Source organism: Shewanella sp. ECSMB14101 (genome assembly GCF_000773485.1).
Classification (GTDB): Bacteria; Pseudomonadota; Gammaproteobacteria; order Enterobacterales; family Shewanellaceae; genus Shewanella; species Shewanella marisflavi.
On sequence record NZ_JSFF01000013.1, the window covers coordinates 119,947 to 140,391 of the forward strand.

The window sequence follows — 20,445 nt, forward strand, 5'->3', positions numbered from 1 at the left end:
CGTTTTAAGGATACAGCATGAACGTATTAGTAATTGGTAGCGGTGGACGCGAACACGCACTGGCGTGGAAGGCGGCCAAATCACCACTGGTAGAGAAAGTCTTCGTGGCGCCTGGCAATGCCGGCACAGCGTTAGAGCCTAAGCTGGAAAACGTCCAAATTGCCGTCGAAGCCATCTCTGAACTGGTAGCCTTTGCTAAAGAGCAAGCTATTGAGCTGACCATAGTCGGCCCTGAAGTACCTCTCTCTCTCGGCGTGGTCGATGCTTTTAACGAGGCTAAGCTGCCTATCTTTGGTCCAACCCAAGGCGCGGCGCAGTTAGAGTCTTCTAAGGCCTTCACCAAAGACTTCCTGGCCCGTCACAACATTCCCACTGCGGCATACTCGAACTTCACAGAGATCGAGCCCGCCAAGGCTTATGTAGCTGAAGTGACTGCCAACACTGGCTTTCCTATCGTTATCAAGGCCGACGGCCTGGCGGCAGGTAAAGGGGTGATCATCGCCCAGGATCAGGCAGAAGCCGATGCAGCTATCGAAGATATGTTAGCTGGCAACAAGTTTGGCGAGGCGGGTTCTCGCGTGGTGATCGAAGAGTTCCTCAAGGGCGAAGAAGCCAGCTTCATCGTTATGGTCGACGGTAACAATATCCTGGCCATGGCCAGCAGCCAAGACCATAAAGCCAGAGACAATGGCGACAACGGCCCGAACACCGGCGGCATGGGCGCCTACTCTCCGGCGCCAGTGGTCACTCAAGCGGTGCACGACTGGACCATAGACAATGTTATCCGTCCTACCGTGGATGGCATGGCAGCAGAAGGCAATGTTTACACAGGTTTCCTCTATGCAGGCCTGATGATTGCGCCAGATGGCAGTGCTAAGGTGTTGGAATACAACTGCCGCTTCGGCGACCCAGAAACCCAACCTATCATGATGCGCCTAAAGTCTGATCTGGTTGAGCTTTGCCTGGCCGCTACCCGTGGCGAATTGGACAAGGTCACCGCCGAGTTCGACAGTCGCGCGGCAGTGGGTGTGGTATTGGCAGCAGGCGGTTACCCGGATGCCTACCGCAAGCACGATGTGATCGACGGCTTAAGCCTGGGCGATGATGACGCCAAGGTATTCCACGCTGGCACCAGCATGAAGGACGGTCATGTGGTCACTAATGGTGGTCGCGTACTTTGTGCAACGGCACTGGGTGAGAACGTGACTCAGGCGCAGCAACGCGCCTACCAGCTGGTGAACGAGATCCATTGGGATGACGTCTATTTCCGTACCGATATAGCCTATCGCGCGATCGCTCGGGAGAGTTAAGCCAGCGACTTCCCATCAAGGAAAATAGATAAAATCGTATAAAAGCACCGGTACTCAACAAGAGTATTAGGTGCTTTTTTATGGATGATAATTCACTTCAAACAAGATTAGGCGCTGATATTGAATGTCAGGCTAATGCCCTGAGGCGATCGCTTTGCGGGCAATCTTATCGATCAAACCGGGAGCGATAATCTTAAACCAACGCCCTAATCGACCTCGTGTTGATGTGATAAGCAGGCGTTTACGTCCGGCAATCGCAGGCAACATCATCTGCGCGCACTGCTCGGCGGTGATGATTTTGGCTTCCTGCATAGGACTCTTGCCCAGCGGCTTTCCCTGACCGTCCAGGGCGCGTTTATGGATCTCAGACACCACGAAATCGGGGCAGATATGAGTAACGGCCACGTCATCTTCCACCAGCTCGATGCGAAGAGAATCAAAAAAGCCCATGACCGCATGTTTTGAAGCGCTATAACCACTACGGGTCGGCACACCTGTTAATCCTGCCACCGAGGCAACCACCACTATCTGACCACGACTCGCTTTAAGATGAGGTAAGGCATAGTGAGTCAACACGGCAGGCACCAGGTAGTTGACCTGCATGACCCGCTCTAAAATCGAAAGATCTTCGAGCTCATCGAAACGCGACCACATAGTCATGCCAGCATTGTTCACTAGAATATCCAGTCGACCGAAATGCGCCACACAGGTATCGATAAGGGATTGGCAGGCGCTGGCATCTGTGACATCTGCGGGAACGATAAGCGGGGGAACGCAGGCAATCGATGCCAGCTCTCGCTGCAAAGAGTGCAGTCGTCCCTGGCTGCGGGCGGTCAATACTAACCGACAGCCCAAAGGGGCCATCGCCTTAGCTAATGCCCGGCCTATGCCCTCTGAGGCCCCTGTGATGATAACGACTTTATCGGCTAAACTCTGCATCATAAACTTGGTCAATAAGTAGTTGGATACCCCACAAATTCACATAGTTAGCTGCAGATCACAAGTCCAAATTTTCACCTAAGCCAATAATCTATGCACATTGTCTGACACAGGGCTGAGGTAACTCTCCAGACTTTTCGGTCTGCCGATAGCGTAGCCTTGCGCGTAATTGATGCCGATAGAGCGAAGGCGATCTATGATCTCCTGGTTCTCCACAAACTCGGCCACAGTCTCGATCCCCATCACCTGACAGACGTCATGGATCGATTTGACGATGGCATAATCCTTAGCATTGCTGGCAAGCGACTTGATAAAGCAGCCGTCAATTTTGACATAGTTGACCGGTAGCTCTCTTAAGTAGCCATAAGACGCAAAGCCAGTGCCGAAGTCATCCAGGGCGAAGGAGAACCCCTGCTTCTTCAACTGATTGAGCATTTCCATCGCTCGATTGCGATTTTGAATCGCGCTCGTCTCGGTGATCTCAAAACAGACACAGTGACTGGGAATCGCAAAACGTTCCAATTGAGCAATGATATATTCAACCATGCCTTCGGCTCCCAGGCTGTTAGCCGACAGGTTGATAGACAAACAGTGATCCGCCCAAAGCTCTTCGTGAAGAGAAAGCCAAAGGAAGGTCTTACGGATCACCTCTTTGTCGACGTCTGTCATTAACTTAAAGCGCTCCGCCGCGGCAATAAACTGCGCAGGTGCCAAGATGCGACCGCAAGGCTCCTGGATCCTCAACAGGACTTCCATGCGCTGCTTGCCCTGTTCACTAAGCGCCTTAATCGGTTGATAGTAAAGCAGCAGCTCATTGTGCTCTATCGCCTGAGCAATACGCACAGCCCACTTAGGCGCGTTACGCTGATAGGTGAGCTCCTTGTCCTTATCATCATAAAAATGCACCTGATTACTGCCCTTACGTTTGGCGGCGATACAGGCAATATCGGCATCTTTAAGCAGTTCTAATGGATTGATATAGGGCGCTCTAGCCATGGCCACACCAGCGCTGATCCCCACATGGTAATGACAACCGTGATGCTCCATCACCTGCTTACCCACGGCGTCGATGATCTGCTTAACCTGCTGCGCCAAGGGCACCACACCCAGATCTTTAAGGGCCAAGCCAAATTCATCGCCCCCGAGACGTGCCAACAAGCCATTATCATCGAGACTCGCCTGTATCGCCTTAGCAACCATCTCAAGCATGGCATCACCGGCGTTATGACCACAGGAGTCGTTGATCAGCTTAAACTGCTCCAGATCCAAGTAGCAGATGGCTAATGTCTGCGCATCTTCGGCAAACCCCTTTAAACGCTCCTCGAAGGCGCAGCGATTCAGTAAGCCAGTCACATTATCGAAGTTGGCCCTACGCCTGAGCTGATGCTTTAACAACTCCTCCTGAGTGATATCTCTTAGCACGATAACCGTGCCAATGCTCTTACTGTTGAGCCCTCTAAGGTTGCTGATGCTACGCTCCATCAATCGTGGCTCATGACTGTTAAACTTCACCTTACTCAGCATTGGCGTCGCGGTCCCGCTGGCCATGAAAGCAAATAAGGATTCATTTAACTGACTTTCACTGCGAAATACCTTGTCCAGACTCATCCCCACCGCCGCTTCCGCCTTTATCCTAAGCAGGCGCTCGGCCTGAGGATTTAAGTAGATCACCTTAGCCCAGCTGTCGGTGAGAATAACGGCTTCGGCGATAGCTTCGAGGGTGATCTTAGAGCGCTCTTTTTGCTGAAATATGCGCGCAAGCAGGCTATTGATCTGTTCTGAGATCACCATAAATTCAGAGGCCCCGGAGCTGCGGACCGGTTGATAAGTCTTAGCCGTTGGGTCTACCTTGGCGAGCTGCTTTAACAGCTGCTTTAACGGGTCGACCACCCCATGGCGCAACCAAAGATAACCCAGCAGCAAGAGCAGCAAACTGATAGCTGCAACAAGGTAGATAAATGTCATCGGCGCACTAGAGACCTTACTTAGCGGCTCAGCCCACTCTATATCGAGCAGCAAGGTTTGGTCAGCTAGCAGGCTAGGCACCTCAAGCGTCTCCCTTAGGGAGCCCTCTTGGGTAAGCGGCATCGCCTCAGTGGTTGCCAACCTCAATCGCACGGAAGTTGCATAAGGCTGATAGTGCTCTAACAAGACGTTATCGACTCGCCTCACCGTCAGCAACTGGCGCTCAAATGAGAGGGGGATAACATTGACCAGATAGCCTAACTGACCTTTAAGTAGGAAACCTGTCTTGATGCCTGATAGCTCCCTGATTTCGGACAAGAAGGCATTAAGCTCTAATTCTTGAACCTCTCGGCTATTTCTGTCAAAAGACGTTAGGCGCTCCCCCTGCAGGGTATAGAAATTGACCTGACTCGATTGCGCCATAGCCTGCCAGTTAGCCGACAACGTTTGTTGCTGATCTGAGGGCAACAAGGCCATAGGCACACCATAAATTTGCGCCAACATTTCGAATTGATGCAAATCTTCCTCAAGATGCAGAGCAATATTGTGCAGAGTCCGGCGCCCCTCCTCCTGTTGAATATCGGCGAGGCGCATGTCAAACCACACACTTAAGCTATAGGCGATGGCCAATATGGCAGGCAGGCAAAAGCCCACCACAAAAACCACTATTTTCTTACTAATGCGCATCGTAAATCAGAGCCATCCTGTAGGGTCGCTTTAGTGCGGTGATCAGGTCGGCGAGAAAAATACCCTATTTGGCCTAGGGATTAAACTACCGAGCATCCGGCCGTTGCAAAACTAGCCAATAGCCTGCCTGCGACAATCGGCCCCTGCATTGACTTAGCGCAGGAATTGGCAATTGAGGCGTAACTGTCGAAACAAATTGAGAGCCAGTTCAACACTTATAAGGCGATGAACTATTTTTGTAATAATTTATAGAAACTTAAGTGCTCTCTACAGACGATAGAGCCATATCGAGATAAGAAGACAAATAGATTGAGATTGAAAGAGAAATAGCGCTGAGCGGCCGATTTAATTTGCCGCGGCAGGGGATAGAAGATCAACTGGCCGCCAAGAGACGAAACAGGACAATCTTAAGCACCAACATACTGATCAATATATTTTTATAAAGCCCACTTATCTTTGCTTATTGAATTTAAATTAGCCAAGCCTACATCCCATGACATCTTAGGTATTTTTTTACGTGTAGGGGGCTGATGAGGGCTGGCACCTTTCAGACAAAAAAATAGCCAGCCGGGTTAACCAGGCTGGCCATCTCACTATTGGTATCGGTTACTTACGGTATCGATTACTTGTGGTATTGCGCTGACAGTTCGTGAACTGACTTAATAAAGGCGCCCGCATGCTCTGGATCCACATGCTGGTGAATACCATGCCCCAGGTTAAATACATGGCCTGAACCTTCACCATAACCCGCAAGGATCTGACGCACCTCTTCGTGGATGCGCTCAGGAGAAGCATAAAGCATCGATGGGTCCATGTTACCTTGAAGAGCAACCTTGTGGCCTACACGACGACGTGCATCGGCAATGTCTACAGTCCAGTCAAGACCCAGTGCATCACAACCGGTTTCGGCCATGGCTTCTAACCAGAGTCCGCCACCCTTAGTAAATAGGGTCACAGGCACTTGACGGCCATCGGCATGACGAGTCAGGCCATCAACAATCTTCTGCATGTAACGCAAAGAGAACTCACGGTAGGCAGTATGCGACAGGGCGCCGCCCCATGAATCGAAAATCATCAGCGACTGAGCACCGTTAGCCACCTGAGCATTTAGATACAGAGTCACAGAATCGGCCAACTTGTCTAATAGCATGTGCAGCGCAGCTGGCTCGGCATAAGCCATCTTCTTGATCTTTTCGAAGGTCTTGCTTGAACCACCCTCGACCATATAAGTCGCCAGGGTCCAAGGCGAACCGGAGAAACCGATCAGCGGCACTTCGCCTTTCAGCTCGCGGCGAATAGTGCTAACGGCGTTCATCACGTAACCCAGCTCATCTTCTGGATCCGGCACAGCCAACTTCTTGATGGCGTCTATGGTATCGGTTGGACGCTCGAAACGTGGACCTTCACCAGTTTCGAAATAGAGACCCAGTCCCATCGCATCCGGTACGGTCAAAATATCAGAGAATAAGATCGCAGCATCGAGATCGTAACGACGAAGCGGTTGCAACGTCACCTCACAAGCCAACTCAGCGTTACGGCACAGTGACATGAAGTCACCAGCTTGTGCACGAGTCGCTTTATATTCAGGAAGGTAACGACCTGCTTGACGCATCATCCACACAGGAGTCACATCAACAGGCTGTTTCAGTAAGGCACGTAAATAACGATCATTTTTTAATTCTGCCATAAGGCTCTATTCCTACGCTTATTGATTTTCGCTGGGACAGTAGTTTAGCATTTACGCGAGTAAAGTAACCTCCATCAACACATTTATGTGACAAACGCCGCTTGATTATTTTTTTGCCTCGACTTCCCATCACAGGGGCACTGACTCACGACAATGATTAGTCGCTCTACACCGCATTTCATTCGAAAAAAGTTGCACCGTCTCCTCGCCTTTGATATAAAAAGTCTGCGCTAGCAAGAACAATCAAGAAGCTCGTCGCATCGAGCCCGCAAAAACTTTACTCGCCCAGCGATAGATTTCTATCGCTGGGCATTTTATTTCTACTCCCTCTATTTACTCCCGACCCAACCATTTTGTATACAAAACAATCAGATTCGACCAGCTGAAAGATCGCCGAGATTGACTAAAAAATGGTTGATCAAAGCAGTGGTTGTCACCTACATTAGAAGTCACAGAAGAAGAATTCGATGGGGACCATCATGCTTAAGCAATTAGAACGGGCCGAACAGAAATGGGGAGGCGCCAACAAACTGATTGATCAATGGCTCAACCACCGTCGTAAGCTACTGATTAACTACTGCCAAATCGCAGGATTGCCCCCCTATGAGGCAATGGACAAATCACTCCCCGCCTTCAACTCAGTTAAAGAGTTTTGTGACCTACTGGTAGACTATGTCTCCGAAGGCCATTTCGAAGTCTATGACCGCGTGATGACCGCCTGTGAGAAAAATGGCGAATCGAGCCATTCACTGGCACAGACCATAGTACCTAAGATCAGCGAAACCACAGATCTCGCGCTGGACTTCAATGACAAATACACCAGCGCCAGCGACGACAAGATCCTCTACCAGCTGGATAAAGATCTCTCCTCTTTAGGTGATGCCATGGAAACCCGCTTCCAGCTAGAAGATCAGCTCCTAGAAGCCTTGCACGCCAAATACTCCTAATAAAGAGCAAACCGCTGACTTTGTTTTAGTCACAGGTAAACCCCAATAAAAAAGGCCAGCTATTCAGCTGGCCTTTTTGCGCAATCTAACTAAGTTACACGGCAGACTGGAAGATCACTTCGCCCGCTTTTTGAGTGTAAGAGTCGATCTGGTCGAAGTTCAGGTAGCGGTATGTATCGGCTGCAGTCGCATCGATCTCTTTCGCGTAATCTTGATACTCTTCAACACTTGGCAGACGACCCAGCAGCGCAGCAACGGCGGCTAGCTCGGCAGAGGCCAGATAAACATTTGCACCTGTACCCAAACGGTTAGGGAAGTTACGAGTAGAAGTCGAAACCACTGTCGCACCCTCGGCAACACGTGCCTGGTTACCCATACACAGAGAACAACCAGGGATCTCGATACGCGCACCGACACGACCGAAGATGGCGTAGTAACCCTCTTCTGTCAGCTGATCACGGTCCATCTTAGTTGGCGGAGCGATCCACAGACGGGTAGGCAGAGTCGTAGCAAACTTGTCCAGCATCTTACCGGTTGCACGGAAGTGGCCGATGTTAGTCATACAAGAACCCACGAATACTTCGTCGATCTTAGTATCTTTCACGCTTGACAGCAGTACGGCATCATCTGGATCGTTTGGCGCACACAGGATAGGCTCTTTGATCTCGTTCAGATCGATCTCGATCACTTCGGCGTATTCTGCATCAGAATCGGCTTCCATCAGCTCAGGGTTCGCCAACCACTCTTCCATCGCAGTGATACGACGCTCAATGGTACGACGGTCACCGTAACCTTCGGCGATCATCCACTTCAACATCACTATGTTAGAGTTGAGGTATTCGATGATAGGCTCTTTGTCCAGCTTGATGGTACAACCGGCAGCACTACGCTCGGCCGAGGCATCAGACAGTTCGAACGCCTGCTCAACCTTCAGCTTCTCAAGACCTTCGATCTCCAGAATACGACCAGAGAAGGCGTTGATCTTGCCCTTCTTCTCAACGGTCAGCAGACCCATCTCGATCGCCTTGTGCGGAATCGCATGTACCAGGTCACGTAGCGTGATACCAGGCTGCATCTCGCCCTTGAAACGAACCAATACAGACTCAGGCATATCCAGCGGCATAACACCGGTCGCCGCGGCGAAAGCCACCAGACCAGAACCCGCAGGGAAAGAGATACCGATTGGGAAACGAGTATGAGAGTCACCACCAGTACCTACGGTATCAGGCAGCAGCATACGGTTTAACCAAGAGTGGATAACACCGTCACCTGGACGCAGCGACACACCGCCACGGTTCATGATGAAGTCAGGCAGGGTGTGGTGAGTGTTCACATCCACTGGCTTAGGATAAGCCGCGGTGTGACAGAATGACTGCATAGTCAGATCGGCGCTGAAGCCAAGACATGCCAAGTCTTTCAACTCGTCACGCGTCATAGGACCTGTAGTGTCTTGTGAACCTACAGAGGTCATCTTAGGCTCACAGTATTGGCCAGGACGCACACCGGCTACGCCGCATGCCTTACCTACCATCTTCTGCGCCAGGGTATAACCCTTACCTGAGTCGGCCACATCTTGTGGACGTACGAATACGTCAGAGGCTGGCAGACCTAAAGTTTCACGTGCGCGATCAGTCAAGCCACGACCTATGATAAGCGGAATACGGCCACCGGCACGTACTTCGTCTAATAAAACTTCAGTCTTGAGCTTGAACTCAGAGATCACTTCGTCGCTGCCGTGAAGCTTAACGACGCCTTCGTATGGGTAGATGTCAATCACATCACCCATGTTCATCTTGCTCACGTCTAGCTCGATTGGCAGGGCACCGGCATCTTCCATGGTATTGAAGAAGATAGGTGCGATCTTGCCACCCAGACAGAAACCACCAGCGCGCTTGTTAGGTACATTTGGAATATCGTCGCCCATAAACCAAAGTACTGAGTTGGTAGCAGACTTACGTGAAGAACCTGTACCTACAACGTCGCCCACATAAACCAGTGGATGACCCTTCTCTTTCAGAGTTTCGATCTCTTTGATTGGACCTTTCACGCCCGCTTCGTCTGGCACTATGCCATCACGCGCGTTTTTCAGCATGGCTAAGGCATGCAGTGGGATATCTGGACGTGACCAGGCATCGGGTGCCGGTGACAGATCGTCGGTGTTGGTTTCACCAGTCACCTTAAATACTGTGAGAGTCACTTTTTCAGCCAGCTTAGGACGGTTCAGGAACCACTCGGCGTTGGCCCAAGACTCAACCACTTGCTTAGCGAAAGCGTTACCCGCTTTCATCTTCTCAACCACATCGTGGTACGCATCAAACATCAGTAAGGTGTTTGACAGCGCCTTGGCTGCCAAAGGCGCTTGAGCTTCATTGTCTAGCTGACCAATTAGAGGTTCGATGTTGTAACCGCCCTGCATGGTACCCAGTAGCTCAACGGCGCGGGCTGAAGATAGGATAGGAGAGGTTACCTCACCTTTGGCAACCGCATCGAGGAAGCCCGCTTTTACATAGGCAGCTTCGTCAACACCTGGTGGAATTCTGTTTTCGAGCAGGTCAAGGATAAACTCCTCTTCACCCGCAGGCGGATTCTTTACTAATTCGACTAATTCGGCCACTTGATGGGCATCTAGTGGCTTAGGGACTACGCCCTCTGCAGCACGTTCTGCGACGTGTTTACGATATGCTTCTAGCACGGCAACATTCCTCTTTGTTTGGCGTTCTAACAGCGAAACTGCACGTCTTCAATTCTGAAGCTCACAGTCAAGCAGGCTCAACCCGTATTTCCGGCCGCATTATACTACAGCTTTGCAAAAGTATGAATCAGATCACACTCTTAGAAGTGAGAAATTACCGGGATTTCCTAGGGCGCAGTGCAAATTATCCTAGCCATAAAACAAATGAAATTAGACAATAGTTTGAATCAACAGCTAAACACCTAATATTAAAGACTTTATAAAACAAATATCAATTTATTCTAAACGAGAAAAGCCTGAAGTTTGCTCAAGATATTAAGACAAAAAACTTTGCCTTTAGACTCGTATTTAACCGAAGAATACGCATAATATTCCACTTTCCCCGCCTAAAAGAGCAGGACTCTTCATCATGAGCCAATTGAATTTATCGGCTGTCATCTTCGATATGGATGGCGTCCTTATCGATTCGGAACCGAGCTGGCAAGCCGCCGAATACCATGTGTTTCGCCAATTGGGCCTGCCCATCAGTCTTACCGATACCCAGCAAACCACAGGCCTACGCATCGATCAGGTGGTGGCCTTCTGGTATCAACGTCATCCTTGGGCGGATTATGATAATCAAGCGACTTCTGAGGCCATAGTGCAACGGGTCGCCGAGGAGATATTACGCAATGGCCAGGCTATGCCCGGCGTAGCAGCTGCCCTTGAAGCATGTCAGCGCAGCGGCCTTAAAATAGGCTTGGCAACTTCCTCGCCCCAGCAACTGATCGATGCCGTCATGCAAAAATTAGCCATTGCAGATAAGTTCGATGCCATCGAGAGCGCCGAGTCTCTGGCGCTGGGTAAGCCCCACCCTGAGGTTTATCTCAATTGCGCCAAAGCGTTAGGAGTGCCACCACAAGAATGTTTAGCGATAGAAGACTCCTTCAACGGCCTAATCGCCGCCAGGGCCGCTAACATGCATACAGTGGTGATCCCTGCGCCCCATGAGGCGAGCCAAGCCAGATGGGCCGCCGCTCACCAGCAACTCAAAAGTCTCAACGAGCTGGCCGACTACCTGATGCGTTAAATCTGTCGAGTTCAAATACCAAAAAGCCCATCCTAGGATGGGCTTTTTTACATTTATCTCTGAGTTACCAGATCTTCACACGATCTTCTTCGCTCAGGTACATCTTGTCGCCCGCCTTAACATCGAATGCCTCGTAGAAGGCCGGTATGTTACGGGGCGTACCCATGGCGCGGAAATGACTTGGTGAATGCGGATCGGTCAGCAGACGACGACCCAGCTCTTCATCGCGATAGTTACGACGCCATACCTGAGACCAACCGATAAACAGACGCTGCTCACCGGTCAGACCGTCGATCACTGGTGCCTCTTTACCGTTGAGGCTCAGCTGGTAAGAGCGCGCTACCACGGTTAGGCCACCCAGATCACCAATGTTTTCACCCAAGGTGAGGTCGCCATTCACAAACTTACCAGGCAAGGCTTCGTAACCAGAATACTGGGCGCTCAGCTTAGCGCCGCGCTTGTTAAACTCTTCTCTGTCTTTGTCTGACCACCAATCTCTCAAGTTGCCATCGCCGTCATACTTGGCCCCTTGGTCGTCGAAACCATGGCTGATCTCATGACCGATCACGGCGCCGATACCGCCATAGTTGATCGCATCGTCGGCATCCATGTTAAAGAATGGCGGTTGCAGAATCGCAGCGGGGAAAACGATCTCGTTCATCACAGGGCTGTAGTAAGCGTTCACCGTCTGTGGCGTCATATGCCACTCGGTGCGATCGATTGGCTGACCTAGCTTATCCAGCATGCTCTTATACTCGAAGTGCGCGTAACGCAGGTAGTTACCCACCAGGTCATCCGCCTTGATGCTAAGATCTGTGTAATCTTTCCACTTGTCTGGATAACCTATCTTGTAGTTGAACTTAGACAGCTTCTCTTGGGCCGCCACCTTAGTTTCGGGCGTCATCCACTCGAGCTCATTGATGCTCACCTCGAAACCCTTGATCAGGTTTTGGATCATCTTCTCCATACGCGCCTTGGCTTCTGGCTTAAAGTGACGCTTAACGTACTCTTTACCCACCAACTCACCAATCACCTGATCGGCCGCATCTACCGCCTTCTTCCAGCGTGGCTTCTGCTCTTCGATGCCCATCAAAGTCTTGCCATGGAAGGCAAAGTGTAGGTCAACCAACTCTTTATTCAGCAACTCGGCATAGCTGTCGACCAGATGGAACATCAGGTAATCTTGCCACTGTTCCACGCTAAATTGATTAAACTGCTTGCCAAATTTCTCGAAGAAAGAGGGCTGGCGAACAATCACTTCGGTGACCTTATTCATGTCGGCGCCGTTGGCAAACTGTGAATAATCGAAGTTGCTCACCGTCTGTTGCAAGCCATCGATATCCATCTTGTTGTAGCTCTTATTGGCGTCACGTGACTCGGTGCGCGTCCACTGACTCTCTGCCAGAAAATGCTCGATCTCGGCGACATTTTTCGCCGCACGTTTGGCATGAGAATAGCCTGCCTTTTCTAGCAATTCGGCGATATAGCTTTGCAGCGCAGCGCGATTGGCGACAAACTTGGCGTCGTCTTTCAGGTAGTAATCGCGATCCGGCAGGGTTAAGCCAGACTGGTAGAAATAGACACCATACTGGGTCGACTTTTTGGCATCATTATTGACGTAGAAGCCAAGAGGCATCTGCACACCAGAGACCAAGAGTTTACCCATTTGGTTGGCAACATCTTGATGATTCTTAAGACCTTGAATCTCGGCCATCGGCGCCTTAATTGGCGTTACGCCTAGCTGCTCGGCCAGATCGGTGTTCATGTAGCTGGCGTAAAAATCACCCACTTTCTGTTCACTCGAGCCTTCTGCCTTGTTTGGCATGGCGGCGACTTCGTCGATGATCTCTTTTAACGCATTTTGGCTCTGCTCATACAAAACCGAGAAAGCGCCGTAATTAGATTTGTCAGCCGGGATAGGCGTGGTTGCCAGCCAATGACCGTTAACACTGTAGTAGAAGTCGTCCTGATGACGCACTTGAGGGTCGAAATTCTCTTTCTCTACACCCGACACCTTGGCCGTTTGCACACTCTCTACTTTACTGGCATCCTGGCTGCTGCAGGCACCCAGGCCCAATCCTAGTGCCACGGCTAATGCCAAATGACTGACTCTTTTCATCTCGAAATCCCCGGTTTCTTTTACGCTTTATTGTTAATCTTCTGGTTAGTTAAACCATTGCGAATGACACACTATCACCCCAGTCTGTCTGACTGTAGGGCGATTTTGTAACTTTGTATGACGCCCTTATCTGCCTACCAGTTCTTACCCAGAAACAGGAAGACAGTATTTTCGCCATCGTCAGTCCAGCCATAACCGATCGCGGCAGGACCTATGGGTGTATCAGTCCCCAGATAGAGGCTGCCACCATAGATAAGGTCGTCGAAGCTGACACTGTCTCGAATAGACCAGACATTACCCGCCTCAATACTGGTACCCACATAGAGAGGGTAATCAGTCATACCCAGCATGTCGCGCCCCAGATCGTATTGATAGATGAAGGCACCGAACAGCTTGTGCGGCCCCACCAAGGCATTCTTGTGGTATCCGGATAAGTTGAGGAAACCACCTAACTCAGACACGTTAACACTAAAGCCCCGCTCCTTATCCACTGTCGCCAGCGAGGCCTTACCCACGAAGGCATGATTGCCAACACTCAGGGCGCCGCGCCAATCGGCCTTGATCTGGAATGAAGTCTCGGAAGGATCTTCTCCAAAAATGTCGGGAGAATGCTCACGGCGATAGTACATATTAATCGTGACTCGATTACCCGAGGTCGGGAAGCTGATGCTGTCTAAGTCGTCGAAGCCAAATTTGAGGTAGGCACCATAGGAGCTATAGTCTTGCTCACCGATAAATACCGCATTATCCAGATAACCGCTTTCCCCCACCAAACCAACTTCAACTTTCCCTTCCTTGATATAGTTAAGACCAACGCCCAGCTCGGCGCGGAACCTAACCTGATCAAGTTCTATGACACGATTATTCTCTTCATAGAGGGTCCACTCTTTATTCTCATAACCCAATTCGGCACGGGAAAAATAACGCTGATCAGAATCCAAAGGCAGATACAGCTCAGAGGAGAGCAATTTCTCATAACCCAGACGCAGTTCATTGCGCCATTCGCCGCCATAAGCAGTGAGATCTGTCATGGTATAAGCGACATCAAACGCCACGGCAGAATCTAAGGTGAAGTCGTCTTCCCAGCTAAAGCCAAGCTGAAAGTAATTGGGTCCCCACGACTTGGCTCGGGTTTGCAGCACCATGACACGCCCCTCTTCGGTATCAATAAACTCGGCATTAACCCGCTCAAATTTATCTAAGGCGTAAACGTTATTTATCCCCTTCTCCAACTTGGCCTTATCGACCACCTCTCCAGGCTCTATGCCTAAGGTTTCAGCCAGCAGCTTCTGACTCACCAGAGAGTTATTGTCAAAACGTATTTCCACTACTGGTTGCGACAGGTTATAGAGCCAGCCTACGCTGACGGCATCTTTATGCGCCTGATAGGCAGCATACTGCTCTGAGGTCACGGTAAGTTGCTTTAGCCTATCTAGTTGCTGCTTCACGGCAACCTCACCCAAACGAAAAGCTTCAGGCATGATGGTAAAGTCTGTGGTACTGAGCGCCCCCACCTCGGGGCGGATCAGGATATCTTGTGCGGTCAGCAACTGCTTCTGCCGCTCGGTACTGGCATTGGTCAACATGGTCGATAACTGATTTAACACGGCAACCGTACTTTCTAGGTGCTCTCGTGTCACCAAGGAGGAACCGATATCCACGGCGATGACGATATCGGCGCCCATGGCCTTGACCACATCCACTGGCATATTGTTGGCGATACCGCCATCAACTACGATGCGGCCCTTATACTGGGCGGCCTGTAGCGCACCCGGCACTGTCGCCGACGCCTGCATAGCGTCGACCAGGCTACCACTGTCGATAACCACGGCGCCGCTGGTCTCGAGGTCGGTCGCCACCGCACGATAGGGGATCGGCAGCTCGTCAAAATGTTCGAACTTATGTACCAGATCTGTCGAACGCTGTAGCAAAATAGACATAGACTGACCGTGTAGCAGGCCATTCGGGACCTTTATTTCATCGTCTCTATAACCCACATTGATCGGTAAATTGAATCGGTCGCGCTGCTGTTTGCCGCGATAACTAAGGTCTGCGCGGGGAATGGTATCTGAATAGCCTGCATTCCAGTTGGCACCCATCATGATCTCTTCGATCTCTTCGGCGCTATAACCCAGAGCATACATGCCCCCAACATAAGCCCCAATACTGGTACCGGCAATATAATCGACGGGGATTTGTTCCGCCTCCAGCGCCTTAAGCACGGCAATATGAGCCGCCCCTTTGGCGCCACCACCACTGAGTGCCAAGCCGATTTTAGGCCGCTCTTGGCTCACGGCTACACTAGAGAGACTCATTAGCAGAAAAATGAGTAGGAAAGGCTTGGTCATCGGCAGTTCATCATCTTATTGTTTAAGGAACAGGGCATTCTAACAAACATCTTAAATAACGAGAAAATTTTCACTTTTCAATAAGATTGTCTTAACAGATCTACTGAAGTTGGGCATTGAGGTATTGCTCAAACTCCGTAGTGGCCATCGGCTTAGCAAAGTAGTATCCCTGAATGATGTAACAACCACGACTAAAGACCTGCTCCAGCTGTTCTTGGGTTTCCACCCCTTCAGCCACCACCTTCAACTTGAGGTTACGCGCCAGCTCTATAATACTGCTGGCAATCGCCTGGTCGGCCTCGTTGTTGGCGATATCGATAAGGAAAGATCTGTCAATCTTCAAGGTACTCACATCGAAGCTACGCAGGTAGGCCAGGGATGAATAGCCAGTACCAAAATCATCGATAGCCACATCTATGCCTATGGCTCTCAGCGCCTCGAGATGATCTTTGGCCACATGTAGCTCTTTCATCAAAACGCCTTCGGTAATTTCCAGCCCCAACATCTTAGCCGGCATCCCCGATTCCTGGAGCGCCTGCTGCACATCCTGAATAAAGTCGGGCTGCCTGAAATGCACTGCCGACACGTTAACCGACAGCTTCAGCTCTTCGCCGAACTCCTCACCCCACTTAGCTCCCTGAATACAGGCCTGTTTGATCACCCAGCGATCGATATCGATGATCAGTCCGCAAGACTCGGCCACCCGAATAAAAATATCGGGACGAATATAGCCCTCTGTAGGATGATGCCAGCGTAGCAACGCCTCCATGCCCACCACCTTGTCGTCTTTGAGGATATCGATCTGCGGCTGGAAATGGAGTTCAAACTCCTGCCTGTCTATCGCCTTGCGCAGCTCAGCTTCCAACTTAAGATGGTAGAGCGCTTCGGCATTACGTTCGGCCGAGAAGTACTGGAAATTACCACGCCCCTCATCTTTAGCGTGGTACATCGCCTGATCGGCGTTTTTGATCAACACCTCAGGCTGCTTGGCATCATCCGGCCAGAGGCTTACACCGATACTGGTAGAGATAAAGAACTCGCGACCATAGAGCTCGAACGGTTGCTCGATTTGGCGAATCAAGGCTTCACACAGGTGATTGACCTCATCGATATCTGCCATGTCTCGCATCAAAATAACAAACTCATCGCCACCGAAACGGCACAAGGTGTGATTATCGCTCACACAGGATTGCAGTCGACTAGCGGCTTCAACGAGTAAGGCATCTCCCATGCTGTGACCATAGGAATCGTTAACATTCTTAAAGCGATCCAGATCGAGGAAGATCAACGCCAGTTTCTCCTGGGTTTGTTCGGCGCGATGGATGCATTTGGCTAAGCGAGAGGCAAACAACGAGCGATTGGGCAGACCGGTAAGCACATCATAGTTAGCCAGGCGGCGCAGGTCCGCCTCGGTCTGCTTACGCTCGGTAATATCGGAGAACACCGCCACATAGTGGCTAATAGCGCCGCGCTCATCCGTCATGGTCGACAGATTTAACCACACGGGGCAGATAAGCCCCTCGGCACACTGAAACTCATGCTCTCCGGTCCAGGTGATCCCCTGCTCCAGCAAGATATTGATCTCATCGCTTCGCTCTTCGCTGCTGTGCACCAACTGGGCAAAATAGCGGTCAATCAACTCATCGGCGGTCATGCCCAAAATCTTCTGCGCCGCCTTGTTAGAAACCCTAACCCGCTCGTCAGCATCTAAGATAAGCACGCCTTCAGAGGTATTGGCAAAGGCTTGCGCTAACAGCTTAACGTCATCTTCCAGACGACGCTGAGTGGTGATATCCGTGTAGATCCCCGCAACCTTTCTGACTTTGCCGCTCACGGCATCAAACTCAAGGGCTCGACCGCGCACACGAGTCCAACCCCAAGAGTCATCTGGTCGACGGTAGCGGTAATCCACATCAAGCCTGTCGTCCTGCTTAGACAATAGTCGCTTCCAGGCACTAAACACCTTGTCCTGATCATCTGCGTAGATGGGGAACTCTTCCATCTTAAGCTCAAAGGCATCTCCCTTTTCGGGGAAATAGCGGCCACGATTTTCCAGCAAAAATGAGTCACTGTCGCTATGCCACTCCCACAACTCGGAGTCACTTCCTCGCAGCGATTGACGCAATCTATCTTCACTATCTTTTAGTGCCCGGTTTACCCGTCTGAAGGCGCTAAGCTGCTTCTGGCGCAACAGCAGGAAATAGAGCCCCACCAACAACAAAGAGATGATGACCAAAGCCCTAAACCAGTCATAGTTCCACCAGTAATCTTCTACGACAAAGCTAAATGAATAGGGGGTTTGCGACCAGACACCATTTTGTTCACTGAGGATATCTAAGGTGTAGCGGCCCTCTTTAAGACCTGAGACGTTCACCTGAGACTGGCCCATCAACTGAAGATACTTACTCTCTTCCGAGTTCTGACCATGGCGCAAACGATACTGTAATTGAAATGGAATATCGGTGAGATAATCCAGGCTGGTGAGTTGGAAGCTGATCAGACGCGCACCGGGCTTTATAAGCATGCCGGGGTCTGGGACCAGCTTTATCTCGGTACTATCTTCATAAAAAACAGACACTGACTCCATCATGATGCCATCTTCTGCCAAACGATTACGCATCAAAGAGACATCAACCAGGCTCACACCATCAGGACTACCGACAAACAAACCGGCACTTGGCTCATAATAAGCGGCACCATCGTTTAACTCATGGCTGATTAAACCATCCTGTTTCTCAATCACAGTCAAGCCACCCGTGGTCAAGTCCTGCCGGATCAGAGAGTTAGCACAGCCAAGCACACGATAACCAGGCAACTGTTCGATAAAATAGATAGAGCTACAATCCACCTGCCAGTTGTCGGTAAGAAAATAGGTCAAGCCTGTTTTTGGATGATACTCCACTAAGCCCTTAGGCGAAGTGCCCAGCCATAGCACCCCCGAGTCCACCTCTTTGATATAACTGACGTCGATAGAGATATTGTTATCGGCAAAGATATCGATACGAGAGTAGAAGAGCCCCTTGTTATCTATATAGCCAAACAGATTCTCACCGCCTACCCACAGCTTGCCATCAGCCCCGCGGTAAATTGATCTAAGTGGGATCTGATGCTGAGTGCCATCAACTCCCTTAACGGGCATCCGGCTGGGCTCCAAGCTGCCTTTATCCCAATAAAACAGACCAGTAGCCGTAACAAACCACCAGCGTGAGGTAATAAGCGGATCTTTATAGGTGGAGTAGATCATCTTATTTTCGAGGGAAGTTCGCCCGCCGGAGATCTCGGCAAAGCGCAGCGTTTTCTGACTCAATCTGTCATAGACAAACAGGCCATTGGTGGTGCCCAGCAGCAGATATTGCTCATCAAATGGGCTCACCATATAGACACTGTCATTCACCTCCAGCTCGTCAGGCACAAAGGTTTGACTCGTCTTTGCAACCCTATCTATCTCGATAAGCCCTTTATCAGTCCCCAGCCAGAGTTGCTGCTCATCGGCATATATTGTCCACACCATCTCGTCACTAAGACGATATGGCGCACGCTGAGTAAAGTCGTCGATAACAAAATCAGGGTTATCGGCAATGATCGCCAGTCCATCACCCGAGCCACCAACCCATACCAAATCGTTACTATCGACCGCCAAATCATAGATATAATCCAAATCAGCTGCCAATTTTAAGTCATCGGTAAAGCGTTTGAGCTCTAAGGTATCTGGATGCCACTTGATCAGCCCCTCTCGTCCTGACAACCAGAGAAAGCCCAACTTGTCCTGAGCCATCTGAGTCACATAAAAAGGAAGCTGCTCTACCTTTTCCAGCGTCAAAGTATCTGGATAGACGCGGTACAAGCCGTTGCTCGACCCCAGCCAGAGCCGACCTGCTCTGTCTTCAAACAGACTCTTGATCTGCCCCTGCTCCTCAGTCCAGGGAAACAACCCTCTGAGCATGCCTAGGCTGTCTCTAAGCTGTAGCTCATAACTCTTACCCACGATAAGCTGCGAATCGCCAAATTGGGACAATACAAACCAAGGCATGTCGGGATCGGTGGGCAGAGCACTAATAAATGAGAGCGACATCGCCTCATAATTAAGGCGATACAATTCGCCATGGTAGCTTAGCAGTACATAACTGCCATCTTTCTGGCGAGTAATTGCCTGCAGGCCACCGCGATGAAACTCGGGAAAAAGCTGCGGCGAGCCGAGTTGCACAAACTTATCATTGATGATGTCGTACAGATAGGTGTTGGCATAACTGCTGACCAGTAGGTGTTTCTTACTGAGTGACTCAGTAAGATAGATATATTCATCGGAAAGACGAATAAGGTTGGCATCTTTATCGATACGCCTGGCCTTGGTATCACTGATACGGTATAGCCCCTGCTCGGTGGAGAGCCAAGTATAGCCATACTCATCGAAGCTGATATCGTTTACCGTGGCATTGTTGAGTCCATCCCGGGCACCAAATACCCTCTGCACCAGATCGCCGCCAACACTCGGCCCACTAACACAGAACAGCAGCAAACAAAGGCCTATTAAGCGTAACGCCTGGCTATAGCTCATAGAAGATCCCATTTAAAACAGACGGTACAACGGGGTTGGGGCATGGCGCAATAAACTTACAACTGTTACAAAAATATAATATATAAGTTAGCCTACCAAAAAAAAAGGTTCATCGCGGCTTTCCGGG

10 protein-coding genes are annotated in these 20,445 nt (G+C 50.4%); 3 read left to right on the forward strand and 7 right to left on the reverse strand.

From position 1 onward, the window contains the following. Positions 1-17 precede the first annotated feature (17 nt). Positions 18-1,310, forward strand: coding sequence for a phosphoribosylamine--glycine ligase (gene purD / locus NY07_RS11565; protein WP_033539513.1), 1,293 nt, complete (start codon positions 18-20; stop codon positions 1,308-1,310). Between the two features lie 132 nt (positions 1,311-1,442). Here the strand turns inward: purD and NY07_RS11570 are convergent, their stop codons facing one another. From NY07_RS11570 to hemE, 3 genes are all read right to left on the reverse strand, one after another. After that, positions 1,443-2,249, reverse strand: coding sequence for an SDR family oxidoreductase (locus tag NY07_RS11570; protein ID WP_033539514.1), 807 nt, complete (start codon positions 2,247-2,249; stop codon positions 1,443-1,445). A 78-nt stretch (positions 2,250-2,327) separates the two neighbouring features. Then, a complete protein-coding gene (locus tag NY07_RS11575) occupies positions 2,328-4,901 on the reverse strand; it encodes a putative bifunctional diguanylate cyclase/phosphodiesterase (protein ID WP_033539515.1) in 2,574 nt (857 codons plus the stop codon). Between the two features lie 622 nt (positions 4,902-5,523). After that, complete coding sequence (hemE, locus tag NY07_RS11580; protein WP_033539516.1) at positions 5,524-6,588, reverse strand: uroporphyrinogen decarboxylase; 1,065 nt, start codon at positions 6,586-6,588, stop codon at positions 5,524-5,526. Positions 6,589-7,067: 479 nt separating this feature from the next. Between hemE and rsd the strand changes: the two genes are divergently transcribed. Beyond that, on the forward strand, positions 7,068-7,535 hold the full coding sequence (gene rsd / locus NY07_RS11585; protein WP_181404193.1) for a sigma D regulator: 468 nt from the start codon (positions 7,068-7,070) through the stop codon (positions 7,533-7,535). A gap of 94 nt (positions 7,536-7,629) precedes the next feature. On the opposite strand, the gene acnB is transcribed toward rsd, so the two are convergent. Beyond that, positions 7,630-10,227, reverse strand: coding sequence for a bifunctional aconitate hydratase 2/2-methylisocitrate dehydratase (gene acnB / locus NY07_RS11590; RefSeq protein WP_033539518.1), 2,598 nt, complete (start codon positions 10,225-10,227; stop codon positions 7,630-7,632). 409 nt (positions 10,228-10,636) lie between these two features. Here acnB and hxpB point away from each other — a divergent pair, with 409 nt between their 5' ends. Further along, on the forward strand, positions 10,637-11,296 hold the full coding sequence (gene hxpB, locus NY07_RS11595) for a hexitol phosphatase HxpB (protein WP_033539519.1): 660 nt from the start codon (positions 10,637-10,639) through the stop codon (positions 11,294-11,296). A 64-nt stretch (positions 11,297-11,360) separates the two neighbouring features. On the opposite strand, the gene NY07_RS11600 is transcribed toward hxpB, so the two are convergent. From NY07_RS11600 to NY07_RS11610, 3 genes are all read right to left on the reverse strand, one after another. After that, a complete protein-coding gene (locus NY07_RS11600) occupies positions 11,361-13,415 on the reverse strand; it encodes a M13 family metallopeptidase (protein WP_033539520.1) in 2,055 nt (684 codons plus the stop codon). 134 nt (positions 13,416-13,549) lie between these two features. Then, a complete protein-coding gene (locus tag NY07_RS11605; RefSeq protein ID WP_033539521.1) occupies positions 13,550-15,763 on the reverse strand; it encodes a patatin-like phospholipase family protein in 2,214 nt (737 codons plus the stop codon). Between the two features lie 100 nt (positions 15,764-15,863). Next, the gene (locus NY07_RS11610; protein ID WP_033539522.1) at positions 15,864-20,318 is read right to left on the reverse strand and encodes an EAL domain-containing protein; all 4,455 of its coding nucleotides are present in this window, start codon (positions 20,316-20,318) and stop codon (positions 15,864-15,866) included. Positions 20,319-20,445 lie beyond the last annotated feature (127 nt).

Excerpts from the sequence above, each read along its gene's own strand:
- purD (WP_033539513.1), top strand. The coding sequence starts at position 18 with ATGAACGTATTAGTAATTGGTAGCGGTGGACGCGAACACGCACTGGCG.
- NY07_RS11605 (WP_033539521.1), bottom strand. The coding sequence starts at position 15,763 with ATGACCAAGCCTTTCCTACTCATTTTTCTGCTAATGAGTCTCTCTAGT.
- hxpB (WP_033539519.1), top strand. The coding sequence starts at position 10,637 with ATGAGCCAATTGAATTTATCGGCTGTCATCTTCGATATGGATGGCGTC.
- rsd (WP_181404193.1), top strand. The coding sequence starts at position 7,068 with ATGCTTAAGCAATTAGAACGGGCCGAACAGAAATGGGGAGGCGCCAAC.
- NY07_RS11570 (WP_033539514.1), bottom strand. The coding sequence starts at position 2,249 with ATGCAGAGTTTAGCCGATAAAGTCGTTATCATCACAGGGGCCTCAGAG.
- hemE (WP_033539516.1), bottom strand. The coding sequence starts at position 6,588 with ATGGCAGAATTAAAAAATGATCGTTATTTACGTGCCTTACTGAAACAG.
- NY07_RS11575 (WP_033539515.1), bottom strand. The coding sequence starts at position 4,901 with ATGCGCATTAGTAAGAAAATAGTGGTTTTTGTGGTGGGCTTTTGCCTG.
- NY07_RS11610 (WP_033539522.1), bottom strand. The coding sequence starts at position 20,318 with ATGAGCTATAGCCAGGCGTTACGCTTAATAGGCCTTTGTTTGCTGCTG.
- NY07_RS11600 (WP_033539520.1), bottom strand. The coding sequence starts at position 13,415 with ATGAAAAGAGTCAGTCATTTGGCATTAGCCGTGGCACTAGGATTGGGC.